Raw genomic sequence first — 20,995 nt, 5'->3', positions numbered from 1 at the left:
CAGATGGGTTGAGATGCCTTGCCCGCCGGCGGTGCGGGCAAGGCACCAGGGGCCCGGGGTCAGCACCTGGCCCAGTGACCTGGACTGATCTCCTTGATCGTGCTCTGGGTGTAGGTGTTCCACAGGCCGAGATTCTCGTTGGAACCGTTGGCGTAGGTGTAGCCACCCGAGTGGCGGGCGCGTCCGGTGGTGGTGTGCGTGTAGTTGGAGGCGGTCACACAGACGGGTTCGGGGGTCGGCGTCGGGGTCGGGGTCGGGGTTGGCGAGGGGGTGGTGCCGTCGCCTCCGCCGAGTGCCTTGACCATGTTGACCACGGCGGTCATCTGCGGGCCGCTCTTCATCGCGTATGCGGAGGACCCGTAGCCCCACCAGTCCCAGCACCCGCGCGGATTGGTGCCGGCGGCGCTCGTGGTGGCCTGGGGATACAGCACGATCATGTTGTTGGTGTCGGCGTACTCGTTCAGGTACGCCTTGTCCATGAGCGCGTTCCCGACCAGCCCGTAGTACTGGTAGCACCCGTGCAGCGTCACCATCAGCCTGCACGAGGTCGTCTCACACGACTTCGGCACGTAGGCGAAGCCCTCGTTGCCCATGCTGATCGCGGTGGCGCTGCCGCCAGGGGCGTAGCCGCTCTGATCGAACTGGACGAGCCTGCCCGTCAGCTGCGAGGCGGCGGGACTCACCGTGCCGAGCAGGTGGCCGAGCATCTCCTTCACCGGGTCCGTCGTGCCGCACTTGTTGATGTACGGGGATGAGGTGGAGGCGCAGGCGTTGGGGCCGATCGGGCTGACCCAGGCGTGCCCGGCCCCGGAACCGCTGTTGAACACGACGTTCGAGCCGACCTGCCGGTAGTAGGCCGCCAGGTCGTCGTTGACCGCCCGGTCGACGGTCGTGTCGGCACTGCCGTGGAACATCCACACGGGGTCACCGGAGAGGTTCTGCACCGGGTCGACCTGGCCCGCGGCCGCCCGCTGCCGGGTGAGCTGGACCAGTTGGGCGGGGGTCTTGCGTGCCATGAAAGTGTCCATGCACGCGTACAGGGCGGTGTTGAGGTTGTTCTGCGCGCAGTCGTACGGACCCGCGGAGAAGATCCCTGCGCCTTTGAAGACGCCCGAGTAGGCGACGTGCAGCTGGTTCGCCATGAACCCGCCGGACGACAGCCCGCTGACGTAGGTCCCGCTGATGTCGTACTTGGTGAGCGTGCCGGGGGTGGGCGAGGGCACCGCGGCCTGCGCGACGGACAGCGAGGCCGCCGCCAGCCCGACCGCCGCCGCCATCGCTGGGAGCACCTTTCTCATCCGTATTCGCATTTGTCCTCCTCGGACAGGGGTGCCGTCATTCTTGGGAGAGAACGTGTTCCGCACCACATTCGCCGCCCACACATTTTCCTGATCAACAAGGTGGCGATCGCCATGCACGGGCCGGTGCCGGCCGTCCACGGTGCCTGCGGGGACGGCTCGCCGCGCAGAGGGACGTGCAGACCGGCGGTGGGGAGGTGCTGGCGGAGGCGCCGAAGCTGCCGCCGACCACGGTCGCCACCGAGTCCTGGCCGCCGGACTGCGGATCGTCGACCTGCGCGGGGAGCGGCTGCGGATGGAGTTCGTCGTCTACTTCCTGCGCAAAGTGATCTGGACCGTCCCGGACTTCACCGTCGACCATTACCGCGAACTGCACGAGCAGATCCAGAAGAACGGATCGTTCGTCGCCATTCGGCCCGGTTCCTCATCAAGGCCAGCAAACCGGCCTGACCTGTGACGGCACGGCGGTCGCTCCGGGCGGCCTACGCTCACGGCATAGGGCTGCGACCATCGGGTCCTGGACATCGACTGGCTGGAGCCCCCGGCTTGTCTGCGCCTGGGGCGACGGCGAGCTCGCCGGCTTCGACGCCTGGGGCTTCACGTCGACGAACGCAGGCCTCATCGCGCTCTGACGCGGTTCGCGCACTCGCGAACGCTCGCATCGTCGATCAGAGTGAACATTTACTTGTTAATCACGGATCGTTAGGGTGAGGTGAGAGCGCGTGGATGGGCGCCACCCTGGGAGGCAACGATGGCGAAGCTGGCCGAAGACATCCGTGTGATCGACGCGGACTCGCATCTGACCGAGCGGCACGACCTGTTCACCGAGCGGGCGCCGAAGGGCTACGAGGACAAGGTCCCCCGTGTCGAGCGGATCGACGGCGTCGACATGTGGGTGATCGAGGGCAAGACCTTCGGCAAGGCGGGCTCCGGCGGCACCATCGACCCCCAGGGCAACAAGCACCCCTTCCGGAGTTCCCAAGGCGGGTCCTGGGGCATCGACGACGTCCATCCGGCGGCGTGGGACACCGGGGAGCGGGTCCGGCTGATGGACGACCTCGGCATCGACGCCCAGGTCCTCTACCCGAACAACATCGGCATCGGCGGCCAGAACCTGTACAACACCCTCGACGACAAGTCGGCGGTCCGGATGTGCCTGGAGCTCTACAACGACGCCATGGCGGAGGTGCAGGAGGAGTCGGGCAACCGGCTGCTGCCCATGCCGATCATGCCCGCGTGGGACATCCAGGCGTGCGTGCGCGAAGCCCAGCGCTGCGCCGGGCTGGGCTTCCGGGGGGTCAACCTGACGGCCGACCCGCAGGACTCCGGCTCCCCCGACCTGGGCGACAAGGCGTGGGATCCGTTCTGGGAGGTGTGCGCCGGCCTGAACCTGCCGGTGCACTTCCACATCGGCGCCAGCCAGACGTCCCTCACCTACTTCGGCACCACGTACTGGCCCAGCCAGGACGACTACGTGAAACCGGCCATCGGCGGCGCCTCCCTGTTCCAGAACAACTCGCGGCTGCTGCTCAACAGCGCCTACGCGGGGATCTTCGACCGCCACCCGGACCTCAAGATGGTCTCCGTCGAGAGCGGCATCGGCTGGGTGCCCTTCATGCTCGAGGCGATGGACTACGAGCTCGAGGAGAACGCGCCGGCCTGGTTCGACAAGCTGCAGAAACTCCCTTCGGAGTACTTCCGCGACAACTGGTACGCCACGTTCTGGTTCGAGACCGGCCGGGGCAACCTGCAGCACCTGATCGACGCGGTCGGCGAGGACAACGTGATGTTCGAGACCGACTTCCCGCACCCGACCTGCCTGCACCCCGACCCGATCGAGAAGGTGAGCGAGAAGATCGCCACCCTCCGCCCCGAGACCCAGCGCAAGGTCATGGGCGGCAACGCCGCCGAGCTCTACCGGATCTGACTCCTTCGTGGCGGGTCCCGCCGACGGCCGGCCGGCATGCTCACGGGCTCACCCGGCCGGGCCGAGGGACTTGAGCACCGTCCGGAGCGCGTGGTCGTCGGTGACGAGGACCTGGATCCCCTGCACCTGCTCGCCGTGCCGGGCGAGCTCGTCGGCGCGGCCGAGCTCGTCCGGGTCGCGGACGTGCGCGATCAGGGGGCGTCCGCCGAACGCGTCCGCACCGCCGGGGGTCTCGATCGCCGTGTCGAGGGGCACGGTGACGGAGTCGAAGGCGGGTGGAACGGCGGCCGGGACGCCGTCCGGGGCGAACAGGGACAGCAGCGGGCGGCCGCGGGTCGGCACCGGCAGCGGGCCCGCCACGTCGTAGACGCCGCGGTGGTCGCTGGCGCGGAGGCGTTCCAGGTCGAGGTAGGTGTTCGAGGCCCGGTCGGCGATGACCGCGTCGAGCGGGTAGTCGTCCCAGAGCTTGCGCGCCACCACGCCGGTGTCCAGGGTCGCCTCCAGGCCGATCTCGACCGGCCTGGACAGGTCCCTGACGTCCCAGGCCTCCGCCCCGGGCCGCCCGTCGGGCACGGTGCGGTCCCGGACTCCCAGCACGAGGCCGCTGCCGGACGGCACGAAGTCCTGGAGGCTGGCGACGGCCCGGGCGAGGTTCCAGGGGTGCTCACGATGGTTGGCCGCGGCGATCAGCACCCGGGTGCCCGGGATCCGCGGCGCCAGGATCGCGGCCAGCGAGCTCGGGTCCAGGTGCCGGTCCTCCGGGGAGAGCGGGTCGAGCCGTTCCAGGCCCACGACCACGGCGTCGAGACCGGCCTGGTCGAGGCGTTCCGCGAGGTCGGCGTCGAGGAGCAGGTGCCGGGCGAGCCCGTCCGACAGCGCGATGGACCGCCACCGGGTGCTCATGCCGGCACCTCGCTCACCTGGCCGCCGGCGGCCTGGAAGTGGCCCGCCAGCGTCGACGACGCGTACTCGCGCTTGTAGATGCCGCGTTGCTGGAGCAGCGGGACCAACTCCTCGACCAGGATCGGCAGGGTCTCGGTGACGAGATCGGGTGCGATCACGAATCCGTCGGCGGCGTGGGAGCGGAACCAGTCCTCCATCCGCTCCGCCAGTGGCTCCGGCGCCCCGACGTACATGCCGTGACCGCCGCTCAGATAGCGGGTGCGCAGCAGGTGCTCGGACAGCGGAATCCCCGGTTCGGCGGCCAGGACCTGCAGCGTCGACGTCCGCAGATGGTCCCGGTCCGCCGCCGCGGCGGCGAAGGCGGATTCCAGCACCGACGGGGGAATGGGCTTGTCCGGGTCGAGGTCGGGCACCGTCGCGCCGATCAGCCCGCCGAGCCAGTTCTCGTGCTCCGACCGGGTGATCGCGTCCTCGGTGAACAACTCGTCGACACGGGCCTTCGCCTCCGCGTTCGTGCTCCCGAGCACGATCCGCAGGCCGGGCAGGTAGGCGAGGTCGGAGGGGCGGCGGCCGGCGGCCAGCGCGTCGGACTTCACCTTCTGGTACCGCGTTCGGGCCTCGGCGATCGTGAGCGCCGAGTCGAAGACGGCGCTCGCGAGGCGGCCGGCCAGCCGCCGGCCCTCGTCCGACGAGCTCGCGCGGATGATGGGCGGCCGTCCCTGCGGGGAGCGGGGCAGCGGCAGGCGTCCGGAGACCGTGAAGTTCTCGCTCGCGTGCGCCACCTCGGGGCCGTCGCCGGCCGAGTCCCACAGACCGACGACGACCTCGGCGAAGTCCTCGGCGCGCCGGTAGCGCAGCCCCCGCTCGGGGTGCCCGGCCAGCCCGAAGTTGGCCGCCGCGTCCTCGGCGAAGGTCGTGACGAGGTTCCACGACACCCGCCCTCCCGACAGGACGTCGAGGGACAGCAGCCGCTCGGCGAGCCGGTAGGGGTCGTTGTACGTGGTCGAGGCCGTGACGATGACGCCGATCCGCTCGGTGTGCGGAACGACCGAGGCCCAGGCGACGAACCGGTCCACGCCGTCGATGTCGACCCGGTTGAATCCGAGGAACTGCGCGGAGTCCCCCGCGAACACCGCGTCGAACAGCCCCCTCTCGGCGAGCTTGGTGATGCGCGCCCAGTAGTCGGCGGTGAAGATCTCCAGGCCGGTCGATCCCTGCGACAGCCAGGCGCGCGGCGACACGCCGTAGCTGCGCACGTTGTAGGCGAGGAACAGTCGCCTGCCATCCTCGGTCATTTCCGTCCTCTCATTCCGCTCATGGCACCGGCGGCAGGCCGAGGTGGTCCCGGAGCGTGCCGCCGGTGTACTCCCGCCGGAACAGGCCGCGGTCCTGGAGGATCGGCACGACCTCGTCCGCGAACAGCCGCGCGCCCGCCAGCCCCTGCGCGGGCGAGACGGCGAATCCGTCGGCCGCCCGGGCTCCGGCCCAGCGCTGGATGTGATCGGCGACCTGCTCCGGGGTGCCGAAGACCCGGCCGTGGCCGTGGGCCGTGCCCAGGGCCTGGAGCAGCCGCCGCAGGGTGGCGCCCTTCTCCTTGGCGAGGTCGATGAAGATCTGCGCGCGTCCCGGCTGGCGGGTCAGCGCGCCCGCCTCCGGCAGCCGCTCCTCGGGGACCCGCTCGTCCAGGTCGATGTCGGACAGATCGACCCCGCCGAGCAGTGACTCCAGATTCCGGCGGGTTCGCTCGTAGTCGATCCGGGCGAGGAACCGGTCGTGCAGCTCCTGCGCCTCCGCTTCGCTGCCGCCGATGGTGACGACGAGCCCCGGAAGGATGCTGACGCGCGCCGCGTCCCGCCCCTGCCGCTCGACACGCCTCTTCACGTCGCGGTAGAAGGCCTGCGCCTTGCCGATGTCGTTCTGCGCGGTGAAGACGATCTCGGCGTGCCTGGCGGCGAAGTCCCTCCCCTTCTCCGAGTCGCCGGCCTGGACGAACACCGGCCGGCCCTGCGGGGGCCGGGCGATGTTGAGCGGACCGGCGACGCGGAAGTGCTTGCCGTGGTGATCGATGGTGTTGATCTTGTCCGGGTCGAAGAAGACCCCGTTCTCGCGGTCGACGAGCACCGCGTCCGGCTCCCAGCTCGCCCACAGCTTCGACACGACCTCGATGAACTCGTCGGCGCGCTCGTACCGCTCCTCGTGGCCGGGGATCTCGTCGTAGCCGAACTGCTCCTCGCCCGCGATGGAGGTGACGATGTTCCAGCCGACCCGCCCGTTGCTGAGATGGTCGAGCGTCGCCAGGGTCCGGGCGAGGTTGTAGGGCTCGGTGAACGTGGTCGAGGCCGTCCCGATCAGCCCGATCCTCTCGGTCCGCGCCGCCAGCGCGGCCAGCAGCGTCAGGATCTCGAGCGAGCCCGCGAACGCCTGCTCCGGGTCGGGCAGCGGGAGTCCGAGCCCGTCGCCGCGGATGAGCGCGTCCAGCTTGGCCCGCTCGCCGATCTCGGCCACCTCGACGTAGGGCTGGAGCGAGTTCAGCTCCTCGGCCCTGCTGGCGGGGTCGCGCCATTCGGCCGCGTCCAGGAAGGTGAGCCACAGCCCCAGGTGAAGGTGTCGGTCGTGTCCCTTGCTCATGGTTCTCCCGCAGTGGGTCTGGTGACGCCGGTTCCAGTGACGCCGGTTCGCCGGCCGGCGAGTCCTACTTGCCGAGCCAGGCGTCGTAGACGACGAGGTTGGAGAGGCTGTCCAGGCGCAGGCCGTGCACGCGTGGTGCCGCCGCCACGAAACCGGACTCGTGCTCGACCAGGGGGATGACGATCGCGTCCTCGATCAGGATCTCCTGGGCCTCCGCGAGGAGTTGATCGCGCTTGGTCGCGTCCACCTCGACCGCCTGGCCCTGCAGGACCTCCTGGAGCCGCTTGCCGTGCGAGCTCACCTCGGCGCTGTCGGAGAACAGCCACGGCTGCGCCTTGGTCCCGTCGTTCTGGTACATCTTGCGGAGGACGTCCGCCTCGGAGCTCTTGTTGCCGGAGAACCAGAGGTCGGCGCCGGTCTGCCACCAGGTGGGGCCGATCCCGGTCTCGGGCTTGATCGTGATCTCGATGCCGACCGCCTTGAGCTGCTCCTTGATCAGCACCATCGAATCCTGGATCGGCTTCTGCTCCGCGGATCCGGTGATCACCAGGGACAGCCGCTGCCCGTTCTTCACGCGGATGCCGTCGGCACCGGGCTTCCAGCCCGCGTCGTCGAGGATCTTCCGCGCCCCGGCCGGGTCGTACTTCAGCAGCGCGCTGAAGTCCTTGTACCCGTTCAGCGTCCGGGTGATCACGCTGGTCGCCGGCGGCGCGGTCTTCCCCGTGACGTTCTTCGAGATCTCGTCGCGGTTGATGGCCTTGAGCACCGCGCGCCGCACGTTGAGGTCCCGGGCCAGCGGCTTCTTGAAGTTCGGCTGGAGGGAGTAGGGGATCCCGACGGTGGCACGCCAGTAGAGCCTGTTGCCCTGCTTCTCCAGGAGCGTCGAGCCGTCCACCGTCGGCGCTTCGGCGACCTGCGCCTCACCGCTCGTCAGCGCGCCCTCGCGCACGCCCGCCTCGGCGACGAGCCGGACGTCGATCTTCTCGATGCTGGCCTTGCCCTGGTGCTTCGAGAGCGCCGAGCCCCACGTGTAGTCGTCCCGGCGCTTGAGGAGCAGCCGCTCGTCGGGGACGTACTTCTCCACCACGAACGGGCCGCTGGCCACGAACTCGGTCCTGCGCTTCTCCAGCGGGATCTTGAACGAGCCGGGCGACAGCATGGCCAGCTGGCTGGTGGCCGCCGTGGTCAGGAACGACGGGTTCGGCTTGGAGAACTTCACGACGACGGTGTTCTCGTCGACGGCCTTGGTCTCGACGTAGTGCTCGAACTGGCCGCGGACGTACCAGCCTCCGCCCGCGGCCAGGTCCTGCATCACCCCGTCGAAGTTGGCCTTGACCGACGCGGCGTTCACCCGCGTGCCGTCCGAGAAGGAGGCGCCGTTGCGCAGCCGGAAGGTGAACTCCGTCTGCTTCTCGTTGTGCTCCCATGTCTGGGCCAGCCAGGGGACGAACTTCCCGGTGCCGGGGTCCCTGTCGATGAGCGAGTCGCTCAGTGCCCGGTTGAGCCAGCCGTAGGACTGGCGCGGGTCGAAGGCCGGATTCGGGGCCGCGTAGACGACCAGGGTGCCGCCGTCCTGCCGCTGCCCCGAGGACGCGCCCGCGTCGGTGTCCGCTCCCCCGCAGCCCTGAAGGGCGAGGGCGGCCACGAGGCCGCCGCCCAGCAAGAGTGATGTGCGCCGTGTCAGCACAGGCATGTTCCGCGTCCTCTTTCTCGAATGGCGAAGGTTCACGTGACCCGGTGGGGCGTGGATCCGGGAATCGCGTCGACCAAACGCCGGGTGTAGTCCTGGCGGGGGGTCGTGAAGATCTGTTCGACCGGTGCCTCCTCGACGAGGACGCCGTTGTGCAGCACGCCCACCCGGTCCGAGACCAGCCGGATGACACCGAGATCGTGCGAGATGAACAGATAGGTCAGGCCGAACTCGGACTGGAGGTCCACGAGCAGCTGCAGGACCTGCGCCTGCACGGACACGTCGAGTGCCGAGGTCGGTTCGTCCAGCACGATCAGCTCGGGTCGCAGCGCGACCGCGCGCGCGATCGCCACGCGCTGGCGCTGGCCGCCCGACAGCTCGCCCGGCCTGCGCCGCAGGTAGGTCGTGTCCAGCCCGACCGCGGTCAGCGCCTCGGCCGCGCGGTCGAGGCGCTCGCCCTTGGCGCCCACCTTGAAGCCGTGCAGCGGCTCGGTGACGATCTCGGCGACGTCGAGCCTCGGATCGAGCGAGGAGTACGGGTTCTGGAAGACGTACTGGACGGCCCGGTTCAACCGGCGGCGCTCGGCGCGCCCGGCGTGCGAGACGTCGCGGCCGCGGTAGGCGATCGTGCCGCGGTCAGGCCGGTCGATCCCGGCGACGATCCGCGCGACCGTCGACTTGCCCGAGCCGGATTCGCCGACCAGGCCGTAGGTGGTCCCCTCGGCGATCGCGAAGCCGACGTCGCGGACAGCTCGCGTGACGGTCTTCCCCGACCTCGCGCCGCGGGTCACGTAGCTCTTGTCCAGCCCCTCCACCGTGACGAGGGGTTCCGCACCCGGCCGGTCGCGTACCGCACGGTCGGAGGTCGCGGTCAGCCGGCGGGCGGAGCGCGACGGGGCGGCCTCGAACAGCTGTCTCGTGTACGGGTGGTCGGAGGACGCGATGACCTCGGCGGTCCGGCCCCGGTCGACGACGCGGCCGTCCTGGAGGACCACGACCGAGTCGGTGCGCTGGGCGGCCACCGCGAGGTCGTGGGTGATGAGGATGACCGACAGGCCCCGGGCGCGGACGAGGTCGTCGAGCACGTCGAGGATGAGCTTCTGCACCGTGACGTCCAGGCCCGAGGTCGGTTCGTCGGCGATGATCAGCTCCGGTTCGCCGCCGAGGGCGATCGCGATGAGGACCCGCTGCCGCTGACCGCCGCTGAGCTGGTGGGGGTAGGCGTCGTAGACGCGTTCCGCGTCCGGCAGGCCCGCCTGGCCGAGCAGTTCGATCGACAGCGTCCGCAGCTCGCGCCGGTCCCGCCGGTGCCGGTGGAGCCGGACGGTCTCGTCGACCTGGTGCCCGACCCGCTTGACGGGGTCGAGCGCGATGTTCGGGTCCTGGGGGATGAACGCGATCGACCCGCCCCGGATCCGGTTCCACACCCGCTCGCTGCGGATCGCCAGCAGGTCCCGGTCGCCGAAGCGGGCGGTGCCCGAGCCGGTCACCGCGTTCCCGGGAAGCAGGCCCAGGAGGGTGCCCGCGATCGTCGACTTCCCGGCGCCGGACTCGCCGATCACGGCGAGCCGCTCACCGCGGCGCACCCGGAACGACACCCCCTTCACGGCCGCGACCAGATCCCGCGGCCGCACGTAGGAGACGTCCAGGTCCTCGACGTCGAGGACGATGTCGGCGGTGCTCTCCGCGGCCATGTCAGCGGACCCTCTCCACGAACTTGCTCACCCGGTTCGCCGAGACCACCACCAGCACGATCGCCAGGCCCGGCAGGGTGGTGAGCCACCAGGCGTAGGCGAGGTAGGTCCGGCCGTCCGAGACGAGGGAGCCCCATTCCGGCGTCGGCGGCGGCGCGCCGAAGCCCAGGAAGCTCAGGGCCGAGATCGACAGCAGCGCCGTGCCGAACTCGAGCGCGGCGAGCGCGATCATGGGCCCGGCGGCGTGCGGCAGGACGTGCCGGCGCAGGACGGTGGGCCAGCGCACGCCGGAGTGCACCGCGGACGTGACGAAGTCGGACTCCCGCACGCGCAGCACCTCGGCGCGCAGGACCCGGGTGAAGGTCGCGATCGACCCGACGCCGACGGCGACCGCGATGTTGACGGTGCCGAAGCCGATGCCGGTGACCAGCATCAGCGAGATCAGCAGTCCGGGCACGGCGAGGAAGATGTCGATCAGCCGGCCGACGATCTCGTCGATGACGCCGCCCAGGTAGCCGGCGAGCAGGCCGATCACCGCGCTGACGGCGAAGCCGATGGCGAGCGCGAGCAGCGCCGCGACGAGCGTCGTCCTGCTCCCGTGGACGAACCGTGACAGGAGGTCGCGTCCGAGGCTGTCGGTGCCGAAGGGATGGTCGAGCGAGGGCTGCGCGAGCTTGGCGGTCATGTCCCTGGCGTACGGGTCGTGGGGCGAGAAGAGCGCGGGGAAGAGGGCCCACAGGCAGACCGTGACGAGGACGAGTACCGCCAGCACCAGGCTGGGCTGGAGCAGCTGCGACAGCAGACCTCGCGCCCGCGCGCGTCGCAGCCACGAGGCGGAGCCTTCGCGGGCGACCGTGCGGCCGGGTTTCACGTCCGCGGTCTGCTGCCCGGTCGGCGCCTCGGCGAGTGTTCTTTCGGACATGGGTTCAACCGATCGAGATCCGAGGATCGATCTTGGGATAGACCAGATCGACCAGGAGGTTGGCCACCGCGTAGAGCACGGCGGAGAAGACGACGACGCCCTGCACCACGGGGATGTCCTGAAGGGTCACGGAACTCTGCATCAGGCGGCCGAGCCCCTGGCGCGAGAACACCGTCTCGACCACGACCGTGCCGGCGAGGACGCCCCCGATCGACATCCCGAGCAGGGTGGTCGCGGGGATGACGGCGTTGCGGAAGGCGTGCGTGAGCAGGATCCGCCGGTGCGGGACTCCCTTGGCGCGCAGGTGGTCGGCATAGGGCGAGCGGAGGTTGACGTACAGGCTCTTGGCGGTGACCTGGGCGATCCCCGCGCTGGCGGGGATCGCGATGGTGATCGCCGGGAGGACGAGATGCGCCGTGCTGCCGGTCCCGGCCGCGGGCACGATCTTCAGGCCGAAGGCGAAGGCCTGGACCAGCAGGAGGCCGACGAAGAAGGCCGGCAGGGACGAGAACAGCGGCGGCAGCGAGAACAGCAGGTTGCGCAGGAACGGGGTCCGGACCGCGTTGGCGGCCAGCGCGATGCCGAGGCCGAGGAACGTTCCCAGGACCAGGCCGGCCAGGCCGAGCTGGATGGTGCTCGGCAGCGCCTGCCCGATCACCTCGATGACGGGCCGCCCGGTGGCGGTCGAGGTGCCGAAGTCGCCTCTGACCGCGCGCCACAGGAGCGTCAGGTACTGCTCCAGCGGGGGGCGGTCGAGGCCGTAGCGGTGCTCGAGCGCGGCGACCGCCGCGCGGTCCGCGGCGGAATTGCCGCCGCTGATGTTGCGGAGCATGACCTCGGCCGAGTTGCTCGGTATGAGGAAGAGCAGCAGCCAGGTGATCGTGTACGCGGCCCAGACCACGAACACCGCGTAGTAGACGCGGCGGACGATGTAGCGGGCCTGCCCGCTCGCCTGACGCGGAGCGAGGCGGCCGCGGGCGCGGGCCCGCGTTTCCGTATCCGGCATTGCCCCGCCTCCATGTCGAAATAACGACATAATTGATCGGATGAGTAGGGAATAAGACAAGCGGGAGCGAGGCGTGCCGACCCGCCGCCACGGCGAACCGCGCCGGCACATCGACCTACCCGGACCGATCGGTCTTAGCGGGAAGTATTGGGCACCCGGCCGGGGCTGTCAAGCCTCGGAACGGCGTCCGGGACCGACCGGTCCGCCGTCGCGGTCCTGACGTGCGCGATCGCGCCGACGTCAGGACGGGGACGCCGTTCCCGTCCCGGCGCGGCGAACGCAGGTGGTCATCGCGGCGTGCGCGCCGCCGGCGGGACGCGGGTCACGAACGGGCGGGCACGGATCACCGGAAGAACTCCATGACCGCGTGCAGCTGCTGGTCGAGGACGTCGTAGCCGCCGTCCACCCGGATCACCTGGCCGACCGCCGCGCCGAAGCCGTCATCGGCCACCGACGCCACGCTCCTGGCGGCGTCCTCGGGGTCCATGACCCGGCCGAGCACCGAACGCTCCTCGGTGAACTTCCGCAGACCGTCGCCCAGCACCCCCGCGGTCGCGTCGGTCCGCACCGTCCCGAACGCGACCGTGTTGACCACGATCCCGTCCTGCGCGGCCTGTGCGGCCACATGGCGGCTGAAGGTGTTCAGCGCCGCCTTCGCGGTGGAGTGCGCGGCGACGCTGCCGACCAGGTCGGCGGCGGTGCTGGAGATGTACACGATCCGGCCCGCGCGCTGCCGCTGCATCGCGGGCAGCACGTGCTGGGTGAGGTGGAACGCCCCGGCCAGCTCCCCGCCGACCTTCCCGATGAACGCCTCCCAGGAGACCGAGAGCAGCGGCTCGAACGGCGGGTTCACGGTGTTGGCGTTGCAGATGAGCACATCGATGCGGCCATGGTCGGCGGTCACCCGCCGGACCAGCTCACCGACCTGGCCGGCGTCGCAGACGTCGGCCCGCCGCGCCTCCGCCGTCCCCCCGGCGGCCTCGATCTCATCGACCACACCCTGCGCGGCGGACGCGTTCTCCCGGTAGTTCACGACCACGTGATATCCCCGCCGCGCCATTTCCCGTGCGGTCGCCGCGCCGATTCCCCGGCCCGCCCCGCTGATCAACGCCACCCGCCGCGACTCGCCCATGTGCCCTCCTAGCGGCCGTACGCGCCGGCCGGTGAAAACCCTGTCCCGTCAAGCTAGGACGGGCGGGCCGCCGGTGTCCCTGCGGCCCTCCCACAGGTCCCGCCGCGAACCCTTGCGACCGGCGCCGCCTGATTGCAAAGTGGATACGCCACCGACCTGCGCAATGCGCGCCGTATTCACTTTCGTTCCGTCCCCCCGCACCGCCACGTCTCGTTTCACCAACGCACGCTCCCTGAATTCGGCAGTCAGCGGGATGCGCCGCGGCGACCATGTCGCCGCGGCCCGCCGAACGCGCTGACGACCGCAAAGCCGCCCGCGACCTCACGACCTCGCGCTGCCGATTTCCCCGTCGTCCCGACAACGGTGGCCGGGACGCTTCGGCCTGCCCGGAGGTCCGGGACCACAGCTGAGGAGATCGACATGACTGAACGATCCATTGTCGACACCGGTACCGGCTACGGCCGCAAGACTCCCTCATACGACGCGCGGCTGACCGAGGCCGGCCCGGGCACCCCCATGGGCGAGGCTCTGCGGCGGTACTGGCAGCCGATCGCCACCTCGGCGGCGCTCACCCCCGACGTGCCGCACCGCACGCGCGTCCTCGGCGAGGACCTGGTGGTGTTCCGCGATGGCCGGGGCCGTCCCGGCGTGGTGTTCGAACGCTGCGCCCACCGGGGCGCCAGCCTCTATTTCGGCCGTGTCGAGGAGGACGGCATCCGGTGCTGTTACCACGGCTGGAAGTTCGACGTCCAAGGGCACTGCCTGGCGCAGGCGGGCGAACCCGATCGCGGCCGCCGCCGCGACGCCGTCCGCCAGCCGTGGTATCCGGTCGAGGAGCGGTACGGTCTCGTGTTCGTCTACATGGGACCGCCCGACCGCAAGCCCGTCCTCCCCCGCTACGACTGCCTGGAACCCCAGGAGGAGGGCGAGAAGTACTACGCCGAGTGGCCGGTCCCCGGAATGAACGTGACCGGCCTTGTGCAGGATTTCAACTGGCTGCAGATCTACGAGAACGCGATCGACCCGGTGCACATCAACTGGCTGCACTCCCAGCACAGCGGATACCAGTTCCTGGGAACGGGGACCACCGGTTTCCCCGAGGACTTCTACGACCCCGACACCGTGGCCGACAGGGTCGGTTACGACCGGACCGAATTCGGGGCGAAGTACGGTATCCGCTTCCTGGACAAGGCGGAGAACGGGGTCCGGACCGAGCGCGTCTGGGGCGCGGAACTCCATCTGCCGAACGTCCTCGTGCTGCCGGACTTCGTGAAGCTGGCCCCTGACGCGAAGGCCGACATGCTGCTCTGGGTCATTCCGAGCGACGACACCAGCCACCGGTCGTTCTTCTCCATCCGTTCCAGCGATCCCGAGCGCCTGGACCGGTTCTTCTACGGCGTCAAGCAGAACGGCAAGGACCCATGGGAACTGACCGAGGAGGAGCAACAGCGCTTCCCCGGCGACGGTGAGGCGCAGCGGTCGCAGGGTGCGATCACGCTGCACTCCGAGGAGACCCTGGCGACCAGCGACCGCGGCGTGGTGATGCTCCGCCGGTTGCTGAAGGCGATGGTCGCCGATGTGGAGGCCGGTCGCGATCCGCAGGGTGTGAGCCTGGTCGATGTGCCGCCACGTCACACCGAGGCCGGCCTGTTCAGCACGTCCGCGGCGGCCGTGCCCGCGGCCGGACGCTGACGGGACGTGGCCGTGACGTGGACGGAGGCGGTGGTCGTCTCCCACTCCCCCGCCACCCCGGACATCGTCGTGATCGACCTCGCTCCGGCCGCCGGGGACGGTTTCCCGGCCTACACCGCCGGGGCGCACATCGATGTGCTGATCGCCCCGGGCCTGGTCCGCCAGTACTCGCTGTGCGGGCCGCCCGAGGGGGGCCGTTACCGCCTGGCCGTGCTGGACGGACCCTCCTCGCGCGGCGGATCACAGACGATCCACGGACTCAGGGTGGGCGACCGGCTGCGGATCTCGGCGCCGCGCAACCGCTTCCCCCTCGTCACGGCACGGCGGCATCTCCTGTTCGCCGGCGGGATCGGGATCACGCCCCTGCTGGCGATGGTGCGGCGGCTCGAGCACGAGGGCGGCGACTACGCGCTGCACTACTGTGCCCGCAGCCGCGACCGGGCCGCCTTCGTCGAAGAGCTGGCAGGCAATCCGCGGGTCGCCCTGCACTTCGACGAAGGGGACCCGGGCCAGCTGCTCGACATCGCCCGCGACCTGGGCGACCCGCAACCGGACACGGCCGTCTATGTCTGCGGCCCGGACGGGTTCATGGACTATGTGCTGGGCAAGGCCGAAGCGCTGGGCTGGCCGCCGCAGGCGCTGCACAAGGAACGGTTCGCCGCGGCGGCCCAGCCACCCGGGGCAGGGACGGGCGGCTTCACCGTGCGCCTGGCCTCCACCGGCGCCGAGTACCTCGTCCCGGACGGCAGCAGTGTGCTCGACGTGCTGCTGGAGAACGGTGTCGACGCGCCCTACTCCTGCCGGCAGGGCATCTGCGGGACGTGCGTCGTCCGGGTGCTGGCGGGCGACCCCGATCACCGCGACGACGTGCTCACCGACGACGAGCGCGCCGAAGGCATGTTCACCACGTGCTCGTCCAGGGCCCGCTCCCCCGTCCTGGAACTGGACCTGAACGGGTAAGGAGATTCGCGGCCGACGCCTCCCACGACGTCACAGTCCTTTCCCGATCGGCGGACCGACCATTGACGCGCTGTGGTCCATGCCTCCAGTGAAGACGGAGGACTGTTGCGGCGGCGTAGGCGATTTTCGATACGCCCGCGATACACCCGATCCCCGGCCATCAAGGAACCGCGGTGGAATCGGTCGACGACCGGTCGACCAGCCACCAGCGGAGCGATGCCAGGGCGGCCAGCCCGGCGCCGGCGGTGTTGAGCAGTACGTCGTCCACGGAGGACACCCGGTCCAGCCGCAGGACGTACTGCGCGGTCTCGACCAGGACCGAGCAGCCCGCCGCGAGCGCCAGGATCCGCGGTACCGACGCCAGCGCCGCGAACCGCAGCGGGGCGAAGAACCCCAGCGCCGCAAACACCGGCAGGTTGCCGACGACCTGGCCCGTGTTCATCGTGAGCAGGTCCCGCAGCGGTACCAGGCTCACGGCGGCGCCGCCCTCGTCGCCCGGCAGCATGATCATCCACACCCACGGCACCGTCCCGTAGACGATGCCCACCTCGGCCAGCGACGTCCGCCACGCCGGCGTGACGTCGGCGGCGCTCCGGCGGCGTGCCAGAGCCCACGCCGCCAGCGCGGCCACCGGCAGTGCGGCCACCGTGATGAGTACGACGCCGTTGATCGTGCCGACCCAGCCGTGCCACCCCGGCGTGCGCATCGGCATGGACAAGATCCTCAGTACCGCGCCGACGGGGCCGAATGCCGCGATCGCCGCACCGAGGATCGCCAGACCGACGAGCACGATCCTGCGCGTGCGACGGGCCGGGGCTGACGATGATGCGCTGTGGTCCATGCCTGCATTGAAGACGGAAGACCGTATCGCGGGTGTATGCGTTTTTCGATGCGCCCGTGACACACGCGGCGCGGTCCCGCGGAGAATCCGGGGGCATTCGTTACGCGGGCGAGGTCTCTCGACGACCTCCGCCGGGGAGGTGCCCGGTGAGCGTCCACGACCGCCGAAGGAGAGACCGATGGTGAACCGCGCTGACCTCCCCGCCCCCGAGCGGGGGCTGGTGATCACGCACTTCCTGACCGTGCGGGACGTCGCGGTGTCCCGCGACTTCTACGCGGGGATCCTCGGCGGGGAGGTGGTGCTGGCCGAGAACCCCGCGATCGTGCGGGTCGCCAACAGCTGGATCATCCTCAACCCCGGCGGCGGCCCGACGCCCGACAAGCCGGACATCGTTCTCAGGCCGCCCGAGCCGGGGGACCCGGTGTCGTCCTTCATCAACGTCCGCGTGGCCGACATCATGGCGTTCTACGAAGCCGCGCGGGCCCAGGGGGCGACCTTCGTGACCGAGCCGCTGGACCGCAAGGCCGAGATCCGCTGCTACCTGCGCGACCCGGACGGGTACCTCATCGAGATCGGCCAGGCGACGGGCATGCTGCGCGGCGTCTACGCCGACCCCTCCCCCAGCTGACGGGGGCGGCGTTCCAGGACGCCCAAGGGATCGCACAGCAGCGGGGCGAAGGCCAGCTCCGCGGCACCGCTCAGGCACGAGTCCTCGCCCAGGGCGGCGGTGCGGAGCTCGACGCGTTCCCGGGAGACGGGCAGGCTGCCCGCGTCCACCCGGGCGTGGATCCGCGCCGCCGCGCCCCGGTAGATCTCGCTGAGCACGCCGCCGAAGACCATGGCGCCGGGATTGAAGAGGTTGATCAGGTTGACCGCGCCGATCCCGAGCCAGTCGCCGGCCCGGTCCAGGGCCTGGCGGGCGGTCGCGTCACCGGCGGCGGCCGCGTCCACGACCGCCCGCACGCCGTCCCGGCCGACCGGCCCGCCGGCGCGCCCGGCCGCCTCCAGCAGCGCGGCCTCGCCCACCTCCGCCTCCAGGCAGCCGCGCGAACCGCAGTTGCAGGGGCGGCCGCCATGCGGATTGACGATCATGTGCCCGAGTTCGGCGCCGTAGCCGTCGTCGCCGTCCAGCAGCCTGCCGCCGACGATGACGCCGCCGCCCACGCCCACGTCCCCGTGCAGGTAGACGAGGTTGCGGCTGCCGGCGCCCGCGCCCCGCTCGTACTCGGCCAGCGCCCCGAGATGGGCCTCGTTGCCGACGGCCACGGGCAGCCCCAGGCCCAGCCGCCGGCCGAGCGCGGGGCCGAAGTCGAGGTCGGCCCATCCCATGTTCGGCGCCAGGCGCACCATCCCGTCCGCCGCCCTGACCAGACCGCAGAACGACGCGCCGACGCCCACGCACCCGGCGGCGCGCGGCGCCGCGTCCACGAGCGCGCCGCCGAATCCCGCCAGGACGCCGACCACCTCGTCGAGATCGGGATACCGGCGCCGCCGGACCGTCTCCCTGCGCTCCAGCACCGCGCCGCCGAGCCCCACCCTGGCGGCCACCAGCCGGTCCACCGCCACGTCGAACGCCAGCACGTACGCCCGGTCCCGCTCGGGGCACACCAGCCGCGAGGGCCGGCCCGCCCGCCCCGTCGCGGTGGCGGGCTCCTCCCGCACCAGGCCCGCCGCCGCGAGGCGCGCCGTCAGACCCAGGATCGTGCTGCGGTTGACCGCCATCCGGTCGGCGAGTTCGCTGCGCGACAGCGGGCCGTGCCGATGCAGCAGCCGCAGCAGCACTCCGAGGTTGCCGCCCCGCGCCGTCTCCGGCACCGCGCCCTGCGGCGCGTCGGCGGCAGCGCCTGCGTCCGACACCAGAGGCGACGACATCGGCTCCTCCTGACGACCGCGAATGCCGCCGACCGGCCAGGGCAGCTCGCCTGCGGCCCCGTCCGGGAACGTACTCCCCCATTCTGCAACGCGAGCGCTGGCCGCGCAGCCCTACGCGCGGCCCGTCGCCTCACGGCGCGCGGCGGCGAGATCGGCGTCGACCATCATCTCGACCAGGCCGCCGAAACCGATCCGGGGCGCCCACCCGAGCCGCGTCCGCGCCTTCGACGCGTCGCCTATCAGCACCTGCGCGTCCTCGGGGCGCGCGTGCCGCGGGTCGTACTGGACGTGCCCCTCCCAGTTGGTGATGCCGACGCGGGCGAAGGCGACGTCCAGGAGGTCCCTGACCGAATGGGACTCGCCGGTGGCGACCACGTAGTCGTCCGGTTCGTCCTGCTGGAGCATCAGCCACATCGCCTCGACGTAGTCGCCCGCGAAGCCCCAGTCCCGGCGCGCCTCCAGATCCCCGAGCACGAGCTTCTCCTGCAGGCCCAGCGAGATGCGGGCCGCCGCCCGCGTGACCTTGCGGGTCACGAAGTCCTCGGTGCGGCGCGGGCTCTCGTGGTTGAACAGGATTGCCGAGCAGGCGAACGCCCCGTACGACTCGCGGTAGTTGACGGTGATGTGGTGGCCGAACGCCTTGGCCGCCCCGTACGGGGAACGGGGACGGAACGCCGTGGCCTCGGTCTGCGGGGCCTTGCGGACCTTCCCGAACATCTCCGAGCTGGACGCCTGGCAGAAGCGCACCTTCGCCATGTCGCCGCCGGTGTGGATGCGGATGGCCTCCAGCATCCGCAGCACGCCGGTGCCGGTGATCTCGCTGGTGAGCTCGGCCTGCCTCCAGGACAGCCTGATCATGCTGATCGCGCCCAGGTTGTACACCTCGTCGGGCCGGGACCGCTCCAGCGCGCCGATGAGGCTCGGCAGGTCGCGCAGGTCGCCCTCCAGCAGCCGGATCGACGGAAGGGCCCGGCGCACGGCGGGCGCCTTCGGGTTGGCCTGGCCGCGGACCAGGCCGAAGACCTCGTACCCTCGCGCGGTCAAGAGCTCGGCGAGGTACATTCCGTCCTGGCCGGTGATCCCCGTGATGAGAGCGCGTGGCACTGGAACTCCTTCGTGTCCGGGTCCGGGGTCCGGGGACGGCGGCGTCACGGTGAACGCGTCGCCGCACCGGCGCCCACGATCTCCAGGTCGGGCAGCGGGAAGATCAGCCGGCCGCCGGCCTCCAGGTAGCCGCGTTCCCGTTCGATCAGCACGTCCCGGAAGAACCACGGCCCCACCAGCATGTACTCCGGCCGGTCCGCGCGGGCCTGCCGCTCGGAGATGATGGGCACGCCGACCGCGGCCATCCTCCGCCCCACCTTGGCGGCCTGGCGCTCCACGGCGAAGGGCAGGTCCTTCACCGTCAGGCCCGCGCCCTGCCAGATCGTCGCGCCCCGCGTGCTCGCGCCGTAGATGTAGCAGCGCTGCCCGGCCGCGTTGATCTCGTCGACGAGCCGGCGCAGGTCGCCGAAGGCCCGCGCGGCCCGCGCGGCGAAGTCCCGCCACACGGCGGGGTCCCGCAGTCCGTGCTCCTCCTCCCGCCGCCTGTGCCCGGCCACCGAGGCGCTGACGGGACGGCTCCCGCGACGCGACACCAGCGTGCGGAAGCAACCGCCGTTCACGCTGGTCACCTGCACGTCGTTGACCTCCAGCCCGTGCCTGCCGAGAAGGTCCTCCAGCGCGGTCAGCGACCAGTAGGTGAGGTGCTCGTGGCAGACGTTGTCCACGGCGCCGAGCTCCAGCATGGTGAGCGCGTAGTTCTGCTGGATCACCCAGACCCCGTCCGCCGCGAGCACCTTCAGGACGTCGGCGACGAACCCGTTGGGGTCGTCCAGGTCGTAGAACATCGAGATGCTCGTGATGACGTCGAAGGTCCGGTACCCCGCTCCGTCGCCGTCCCCGGCGAAGTGCCGCGGGCCGAAGAAGTCGACGACGACCCGGTCGGCGTGCCGGCGCGACTCCTCCGCGAACGGCGCCACCGGGTCGATGCCGACCCGGTGGACGCGCTCGGGCACGAACGACAGCAGGGTGCCGTCGTTGCATCCGATGTCCAGCCAGCGCAGCGCGCCGGGATGGGCCTTCAGCGCGTGGTCGACGATGTCGCGCAGGTCGTCGCGGATCGCCTCGTTGACGCCGGACCGGAAACCGTAGCGATCGTGGTACATCAGCTCGGCGGGGGTGGTGTCCCGCAGCTGCGGCAGCCCGCATTTCCCGCACAGCGTCAGCACCAGCGGCCACTTCGGCGGGCGGCTGTCGTCATCGCGGAAATCGCTGAGGTACTGGCTGCCCAGATCGAGGACCTCGATCATTTCGCCGGAGCGGCAGGAACGGCAACGCACGTGCGCCTCCGAGGGTCAACGTGTTCCCGGAAAGGTCTCCTTGAGCGGT

The 20,995-nt window shown here is 70.9% G+C and carries 18 protein-coding genes; 5 read left to right on the top strand and 13 right to left on the bottom strand.

The features are described from left to right. Nucleotides 1-59 precede the first annotated feature (59 nt). The gene (locus ACFPZN_RS27060) at nt 60-1,277 is read right to left on the bottom strand and encodes an extracellular catalytic domain type 2 short-chain-length polyhydroxyalkanoate depolymerase (protein ID WP_378285013.1); all 1,218 of its coding nucleotides are present in this window, start codon (nt 1,275-1,277) and stop codon (nt 60-62) included. A 316-nt stretch (nt 1,278-1,593) separates the two neighbouring features. Here ACFPZN_RS27060 and ACFPZN_RS27055 point away from each other — a divergent pair, with 316 nt between their 5' ends. Continuing rightward, nucleotides 1,594-1,755 (top strand): hypothetical protein, encoded by a 162-nt coding sequence (locus ACFPZN_RS27055; protein ID WP_378285012.1) that lies wholly within the window; start codon nt 1,594-1,596, stop codon nt 1,753-1,755. Nucleotides 1,756-2,049: 294 nt separating this feature from the next. Continuing rightward, entirely contained in the window at nt 2,050-3,225 is a 1,176-nt protein-coding gene (locus ACFPZN_RS27050; RefSeq protein WP_378285011.1) for an amidohydrolase family protein, read from the top strand. Between the two features lie 48 nt (nt 3,226-3,273). Here the strand turns inward: ACFPZN_RS27050 and ACFPZN_RS27045 are convergent, their stop codons facing one another. From ACFPZN_RS27045 to ACFPZN_RS27010, 8 genes are all read right to left on the bottom strand, one after another. Further along, nucleotides 3,274-4,128, bottom strand: coding sequence for a hypothetical protein (locus ACFPZN_RS27045; RefSeq protein WP_378285010.1), 855 nt, complete (start codon nt 4,126-4,128; stop codon nt 3,274-3,276). After that, nucleotides 4,125-5,423: an NtaA/DmoA family FMN-dependent monooxygenase gene (locus tag ACFPZN_RS27040; RefSeq protein ID WP_378285009.1), complete on the bottom strand. Its 1,299-nt coding sequence runs from the start codon at nt 5,421-5,423 to the stop codon at nt 4,125-4,127. Before ACFPZN_RS27040 ends, ACFPZN_RS27045 begins: the two co-directional genes overlap by 4 nt. Nucleotides 5,424-5,442: 19 nt before the next feature. Next, nucleotides 5,443-6,756 carry an NtaA/DmoA family FMN-dependent monooxygenase gene (locus tag ACFPZN_RS27035; protein ID WP_378285008.1) on the bottom strand — a complete coding sequence of 438 codons (1,314 nt, stop codon included), beginning with the start codon at nt 6,754-6,756 and terminating at the stop codon, nt 5,443-5,445. 64 nt (nt 6,757-6,820) lie between these two features. Next, nucleotides 6,821-8,449, bottom strand: coding sequence for an ABC transporter substrate-binding protein (locus tag ACFPZN_RS27030; protein WP_378285007.1), 1,629 nt, complete (start codon nt 8,447-8,449; stop codon nt 6,821-6,823). A 32-nt stretch (nt 8,450-8,481) separates the two neighbouring features. Continuing rightward, nucleotides 8,482-10,140 carry a dipeptide ABC transporter ATP-binding protein gene (locus tag ACFPZN_RS27025; RefSeq protein WP_378285006.1) on the bottom strand — a complete coding sequence of 553 codons (1,659 nt, stop codon included), beginning with the start codon at nt 10,138-10,140 and terminating at the stop codon, nt 8,482-8,484. A 1-nt stretch (nt 10,141) separates the two neighbouring features. Further along, the gene (locus ACFPZN_RS27020) at nt 10,142-11,062 is read right to left on the bottom strand and encodes an ABC transporter permease (protein ID WP_378285005.1); all 921 of its coding nucleotides are present in this window, start codon (nt 11,060-11,062) and stop codon (nt 10,142-10,144) included. Nucleotides 11,063-11,066: 4 nt separating this feature from the next. Beyond that, entirely contained in the window at nt 11,067-12,068 is a 1,002-nt protein-coding gene (locus ACFPZN_RS27015) for an ABC transporter permease (RefSeq protein ID WP_378285003.1), read from the bottom strand. A gap of 343 nt (nt 12,069-12,411) precedes the next feature. Beyond that, nucleotides 12,412-13,200 carry an SDR family oxidoreductase gene (locus ACFPZN_RS27010; RefSeq protein ID WP_378285002.1) on the bottom strand — a complete coding sequence of 263 codons (789 nt, stop codon included), beginning with the start codon at nt 13,198-13,200 and terminating at the stop codon, nt 12,412-12,414. A 420-nt stretch (nt 13,201-13,620) separates the two neighbouring features. Between ACFPZN_RS27010 and ACFPZN_RS27005 the strand changes: the two genes are divergently transcribed. Beyond that, complete coding sequence (locus tag ACFPZN_RS27005) at nt 13,621-14,892, top strand: Rieske 2Fe-2S domain-containing protein (protein ID WP_378285001.1); 1,272 nt, start codon at nt 13,621-13,623, stop codon at nt 14,890-14,892. 12 nt (nt 14,893-14,904) lie between these two features. Further along, entirely contained in the window at nt 14,905-15,852 is a 948-nt protein-coding gene (locus ACFPZN_RS27000) for a PDR/VanB family oxidoreductase (RefSeq protein WP_378285000.1), read from the top strand. A gap of 160 nt (nt 15,853-16,012) precedes the next feature. On the opposite strand, the gene ACFPZN_RS26995 is transcribed toward ACFPZN_RS27000, so the two are convergent. Then, nucleotides 16,013-16,564, bottom strand: a complete 552-nt coding sequence (locus ACFPZN_RS26995; protein ID WP_378284999.1) for a VanZ family protein — start codon at nt 16,562-16,564, stop codon at nt 16,013-16,015. 307 nt (nt 16,565-16,871) lie between these two features. Here ACFPZN_RS26995 and ACFPZN_RS26990 point away from each other — a divergent pair, with 307 nt between their 5' ends. Beyond that, entirely contained in the window at nt 16,872-17,321 is a 450-nt protein-coding gene (locus tag ACFPZN_RS26990) for a VOC family protein (protein ID WP_378284998.1), read from the top strand. Here ACFPZN_RS26990 and ACFPZN_RS26985 read toward each other — a convergent pair. The 3 genes from ACFPZN_RS26985 to ACFPZN_RS26975 form a co-directional block, all read right to left on the bottom strand. Next, nucleotides 17,297-18,565, bottom strand: coding sequence for an ROK family protein (locus ACFPZN_RS26985; protein WP_378284997.1), 1,269 nt, complete (start codon nt 18,563-18,565; stop codon nt 17,297-17,299). The genes ACFPZN_RS26990 and ACFPZN_RS26985 overlap by 25 nt on opposite strands. 111 nt (nt 18,566-18,676) lie before the next feature. Continuing rightward, complete coding sequence (locus tag ACFPZN_RS26980; RefSeq protein WP_378284996.1) at nt 18,677-19,669, bottom strand: GDP-mannose 4,6-dehydratase; 993 nt, start codon at nt 19,667-19,669, stop codon at nt 18,677-18,679. A 44-nt stretch (nt 19,670-19,713) separates the two neighbouring features. Continuing rightward, nucleotides 19,714-20,946 (bottom strand): class I SAM-dependent methyltransferase, encoded by a 1,233-nt coding sequence (locus ACFPZN_RS26975; protein WP_378284995.1) that lies wholly within the window; start codon nt 20,944-20,946, stop codon nt 19,714-19,716. Nucleotides 20,947-20,995 lie beyond the last annotated feature (49 nt).

The sequence above is a fragment of the Actinomadura rugatobispora genome (genome assembly GCF_042656285.1).
In the GTDB taxonomy this organism is placed as follows: domain Bacteria; phylum Actinomycetota; class Actinomycetes; order Streptosporangiales; family Streptosporangiaceae; genus Spirillospora; species Spirillospora rugatobispora.
This window is presented reverse-complemented; position numbering and strand designations above follow the sequence as displayed.

Excerpts from the sequence above, each read along its gene's own strand:
- ACFPZN_RS27030 (WP_378285007.1), bottom strand. The coding sequence starts at position 8,449 with ATGCCTGTGCTGACACGGCGCACATCACTCTTGCTGGGCGGCGGCCTC.
- ACFPZN_RS27015 (WP_378285003.1), bottom strand. The coding sequence starts at position 12,068 with ATGCCGGATACGGAAACGCGGGCCCGCGCCCGCGGCCGCCTCGCTCCG.
- ACFPZN_RS26985 (WP_378284997.1), bottom strand. The coding sequence starts at position 18,565 with ATGTCGTCGCCTCTGGTGTCGGACGCAGGCGCTGCCGCCGACGCGCCG.
- ACFPZN_RS27020 (WP_378285005.1), bottom strand. The coding sequence starts at position 11,062 with ATGTCCGAAAGAACACTCGCCGAGGCGCCGACCGGGCAGCAGACCGCG.
- ACFPZN_RS27005 (WP_378285001.1), top strand. The coding sequence starts at position 13,621 with ATGACTGAACGATCCATTGTCGACACCGGTACCGGCTACGGCCGCAAG.
- ACFPZN_RS26995 (WP_378284999.1), bottom strand. The coding sequence starts at position 16,564 with ATGCCGATGCGCACGCCGGGGTGGCACGGCTGGGTCGGCACGATCAAC.
- ACFPZN_RS27025 (WP_378285006.1), bottom strand. The coding sequence starts at position 10,140 with ATGGCCGCGGAGAGCACCGCCGACATCGTCCTCGACGTCGAGGACCTG.
- ACFPZN_RS27045 (WP_378285010.1), bottom strand. The coding sequence starts at position 4,128 with ATGAGCACCCGGTGGCGGTCCATCGCGCTGTCGGACGGGCTCGCCCGG.
- ACFPZN_RS27055 (WP_378285012.1), top strand. The coding sequence starts at position 1,594 with ATGGAGTTCGTCGTCTACTTCCTGCGCAAAGTGATCTGGACCGTCCCG.
- ACFPZN_RS27060 (WP_378285013.1), bottom strand. The coding sequence starts at position 1,277 with ATGGCGGCGGCGGTCGGGCTGGCGGCGGCCTCGCTGTCCGTCGCGCAG.
- ACFPZN_RS27050 (WP_378285011.1), top strand. The coding sequence starts at position 2,050 with ATGGCGAAGCTGGCCGAAGACATCCGTGTGATCGACGCGGACTCGCAT.
- ACFPZN_RS27040 (WP_378285009.1), bottom strand. The coding sequence starts at position 5,423 with ATGACCGAGGATGGCAGGCGACTGTTCCTCGCCTACAACGTGCGCAGC.
- ACFPZN_RS27035 (WP_378285008.1), bottom strand. The coding sequence starts at position 6,756 with ATGAGCAAGGGACACGACCGACACCTTCACCTGGGGCTGTGGCTCACC.
- ACFPZN_RS27010 (WP_378285002.1), bottom strand. The coding sequence starts at position 13,200 with ATGGGCGAGTCGCGGCGGGTGGCGTTGATCAGCGGGGCGGGCCGGGGA.
- ACFPZN_RS26990 (WP_378284998.1), top strand. The coding sequence starts at position 16,872 with ATGGTGAACCGCGCTGACCTCCCCGCCCCCGAGCGGGGGCTGGTGATC.